Consider the following 4085-nt stretch of genomic DNA (forward strand, 5'->3'; position numbering starts at 1 on the left):
GGGGGGGGGGGGGGGGGGGGCCGGGTGGGGTGCGGCGCGTCGCGGGGGCCGACCTCCCGGCCACGGCCGGCGGTACGGATCCCCGGCGACTCGGACGCCGGCCGGGCTGGATGTGGCCCGCGGGGTTGGCTAGCGTGCGGGGGTGATCATTGACGGGGTGGAGATGCGGGGCGTCGAGCTCGGGGACGCCGCCGGGCTGGCCGACACGCTGGCGCGGAACCGGGCGTACATGGCGCCCTTCGAGCCGTGGCGGTCCGAGGTGTACTTCACCGAGCAGGGGCAGGCCGCGCGGATCGGGGCCCTGCTCGCCGAGCGCGACGGCGGACGCCTCGCGCCCTACGTGCTCGTCGAGACCGCGACCGGCACGCCCGTCGGGATGATCAACCTCGGCAGCATCGCCCTCGGCCCCTTCCGCAGCGGCGGCGTCGGCTACTGGGTCGACCGGGCCTGGACCGGAAAGGGGCTGGCCACCGCCGCCCTGACGGAGGTCTGCCGGATCGCCCGCGACGAGCTCGGGCTGCACCGCGTCGAGGCCGGGACCCTGGTCGACAACCTGGCCTCGCAGCGCGTCCTGGCGAAGGCCGGGTTCGAACAGTACGGACTCGCCCCGCGCTACCTGCACATCGACGGCGCCTGGCGCGACCACCGCCTCTTCCAGCGCCTCCTCCACGACGACCCGCCGCTCTAGCCCGGCCGCAGCCCCCGTACGGGGGGTTCCGCATCGAGTCGCCGCGCGGCACTCTGAGAGACACGCCCCCAGGGGGTGTCCGGCGGATCACGGCCGGGCCCGGCCCGCCCTGCACCGCGGCTCGCCGCCTTGTCCCCGCCTCGCAGTCCACGGCACCAGACGACCTAGGCAAAGAGGCGGTGACGCGCATGTGGTTCGACTCCGGGCGGGTCTGCCTGGACCTGATGGCCACCCTCGCCGCCCCCGCGGGCGCCGAGCAGATCCGGGACGGCGACGAGCTGCGGCTGTGGCTCGCCGGAGCCGGGCTCGTGCCCGACCGGACGCCGATCACCCGGGTGGGTCCCGACTGGGTCGAGGCCTTCCGGGCGCTGCGCCGCGACGTGGACAGCCTCGTCCGGGCCGAGCTCGCCGGGGCCGGCCCCGGCGAGGGCGCACTGGCCCGGGTCAACGCGCTGGCCGCCGGTCCACCCCCGGGACTGTGTGCCGTACAGGACCAAGAGGGTCACCTCGTGCGGGAGTTGTGCGGCGGGGTGGAATGCGGTGCGCTGCTCGCCGCCGTCGCCCGGGACGCCGTGGAACTGCTCACCGATCCCGGCGAACGGGCCCTGCTGCGGTCCTGCGAGGGCGACGGCTGCACCCGCATCTACCTGGACACTTCGCGCGGCCACCGGCGCCGCTGGTGCTCCAGCGAGCTGTGCGGCAACCGAGAGCGGGTCGCCCGGCACCGGCGCAGGCACCTCGCGGCCCGCCCCGGGTAGTGATCTTCGCCCGGTCACCGGAACGGGCGTGCGGACCCGGTGCGGATTCGCGTACGGTTGACGGTCGCCCATGCACGTCAGAAGGGGGCCTTGGTGGCCGCGCAGAATGCCGCTGTCGACAACACGGCGGATTCCGTCCGCGATCGGGAGATCGCGGTCGAGCAGACGCATCTGGACCAGGTGTACCGCCGCCTCGAGGAGAAGATCGACGAGGCCGAGTTCCTGATGAACGACGCGGCCAAGCGCGGTCAGGTCGGCACGCCCGGCGCCCTCGCCGAGCGTGACGCCCAGGTCTTCCGGGCCGGTATCCACCTGAACCGGCTGAACAACGAGTTCGAGGACTTCCTCTTCGGCCGGATCGACCTGGTCCTCGGCAAGGACGGGGAGCGCGGCCCCGACGGCGCGTACACCTCCGTCGAGCCGGCCGACGACGCGATCCGCGAGGACCTCACCGCCGACATCGCCGAGACGCTGCACATCGGCCGCATCGGCGTGCTCGACGCCGACTACGCGCCGCTCGTCATCGACTGGCGGGCGCCGGCCGCCGCACCGTTCTACCGGTCCACCCCGAAGGACCCCGGCCGCGTCGTACGGCGGCGCGTCATCCGGTCCAAGGGCCGCAAGGTGCTCGGCGTCGAGGACGACCTGATGCGCCCCGAGATCACCGCCTCCCTCGACGGCCGGGAGCTGCCCGCCATCGGCGACGGCGCCCTGATGGCCGCCCTCGGGCGGGCCCGCACCCACTCCATGCGGGACATCGTCTCCTCCATCCAGGCCGAGCAGGACATGGTGATCCGGGCCCCCGCCGCCTCGGTCGCCGAGGTCGCGGGCGGGCCCGGCACCGGCAAGACGGCCGTCGCCCTGCACCGCGCCGCCTACCTGCTCTACCAGGACCGGCGCCGCTACTCCGGCGGCATCCTGATCGTCTCGCCGACCCCGCTGCTCGTCGCGTACACCGAGGGCGTGCTGCCCTCCCTCGGCGAGGAGGGCCAGGTCGCCATCCGGGCACTCGGCTCGCTGGTCGACGGCGCCGAGGCGACCACGTACGACGAACCGGCCGTGGCCCGGATCAAGGGCTCCTCGCGCATGCGCAAGGTGCTCCACAAGGCCGTACGGGGCGCACTCGAACTCGGTGACGCCCCCGAGCGGCTGCGCGTCGTGGCCTTCGGGCGGCGCCAGGAGCTGGAGGCCGACGAACTGAACCGGATCCGGCAGAACGTGCTCAGCGGCACCGCGCCGGTGAACCTGCTGCGCCCGCGCGCCCGCAAACTGCTCCTCGACGCCCTGTACGCGCGCTCCGGCGGGGCCGGCCGGCACAGCGACCCGGAGCTCGCCGCCGAGCTGCGCTCCGCGTTCGACGAGGACATCTCCACCGAGGACGCGTTCATCGACTTCCTGAACGCCTGGTGGCCCGAGCTGACCCCGCGCGGGGTGCTCGCCGCGATGGCCGACGAGCGCCGGCTCGGCCGCTGGTCCCGGCGGGTCCTCAACCCGCGCGAGACCCGCCAGCTGGCACGCTCGCTGCGCCGGGTGGGAGCGGACGGCAAGGGCCCGCTGTCCGTGCACGACGTGGCGCTGCTGGACGAGCTCCAGCTGCTGCTCGGCGCGCCGGCGCGGCCCAAGCGCAAGCGGCAGCTCGACCCGCTCGACCAGCTCAGCGGGCTGGAGGAGCTGATGCCGACCCGCGAGGAGACCCAGTGGGAGCGGGCGGAGCGGATCGCGGCGGAGCGCACCGAGTACGCGCACGTGATCGTGGACGAGGCGCAGGACCTGACGCCGATGCAGTGGCGGATGGTGGGCCGGCGCGGCCGGCACGGCACGTGGACGGTGGTCGGTGACCCGGCGCAGTCCTCGTGGACGGACCCGGAGGAGGCGGCCGCGGCCCGGGACGTGGCCCTGGGGTCCCGGCCGCGGCGGCGGTTCACCCTGACCGTGAACTACCGCAACCCGGCGGAGGTCGCGGAGGTCGCGGCCCGGGTGCTGCGGCTGGCGATGCCGGGCATGGAGCCGCCGACGGCGGTCCGCTCCACGGGCCTGGAACCGCGTTTCACGGCCGCCGGGGACGATCTGGGCGCGGCGGTGCGGGAGGAGACCCGGCGGCTGCTGGAGCAGGTGGACGGCACGGTCGGCGTGGTCGTGGCCATGGACCGGCGCCAGGAGGCCGCGGGCTGGCTGGCGGACCTGGGGGAGCGGGCGGTGGCGCTCGGCAGCCTGGAGGCCAAGGGCCTGGAGTACGACGCCACGGTGGTGGTCTCCCCGGCGGAGATCGCGCAGGAGTCCCCGGCGGGCCTGCGGGTCCTGTACGTGGCGCTGACCCGTGCGACGCAGCAGCTGACGGTGGTCGCCTCCGGCAGCGACGAGCCCGGCCCGGACGGCGTCCCCGCCCTGCTGAGGCCGTAGCCCGTACGACCGGATGGCCCGCGGCCACACGCGTGGTGAGACCTGTCCAACTCCCCGGAGGGGGATCGCTTCCGGCGATCCTTTGTTAGCCTGGGTACGACACCGGCTCGATCCAAGCCCCCGGGCCCAACCTTCGTCGCTTAGAGCGACCACTTGCCGCGAGGCGAGCATGGCGGGTCGGTGTCTTAGCTCTTCCTACAGGTCCGCGGCCCCCGGGGGGCCAGGGGGGGGGGCCGCGG

Annotated in this window: 3 protein-coding genes; all 3 read left to right on the forward strand. The window is 74.7% G+C overall.

The genetic code is table 11. The features are described from left to right. The first annotated feature begins 163 nt into the window (after positions 1–163). The 3 genes from ACFXA3_RS37525 to ACFXA3_RS37535 all read left to right on the forward strand — a co-directional run bounded on the left by ACFXA3_RS37525 (position 164) and on the right by ACFXA3_RS37535 (position 3846). On the forward strand, positions 164–688 hold the full coding sequence (locus tag ACFXA3_RS37525) for a GNAT family N-acetyltransferase (RefSeq protein WP_385194909.1): 525 nt from the start codon (positions 164–166) through the stop codon (positions 686–688). A 188-nt stretch (positions 689–876) separates the two neighbouring features. After that, complete coding sequence (locus ACFXA3_RS37530; protein WP_385194912.1) at positions 877–1446, forward strand: CGNR zinc finger domain-containing protein; 570 nt, start codon at positions 877–879, stop codon at positions 1444–1446. Between the two features lie 93 nt (positions 1447–1539). Continuing rightward, entirely contained in the window at positions 1540–3846 is a 2307-nt protein-coding gene (locus ACFXA3_RS37535) for a HelD family protein (RefSeq protein ID WP_385194906.1), read from the forward strand. The last annotated feature ends 239 nt before the right edge of the window (positions 3847–4085 follow it).

It is taken from the genome of Streptomyces sp. NPDC059456, assembly GCF_042750055.1.
Lineage (GTDB): Bacteria > Actinomycetota > Actinomycetes > Streptomycetales > Streptomycetaceae > Streptomyces.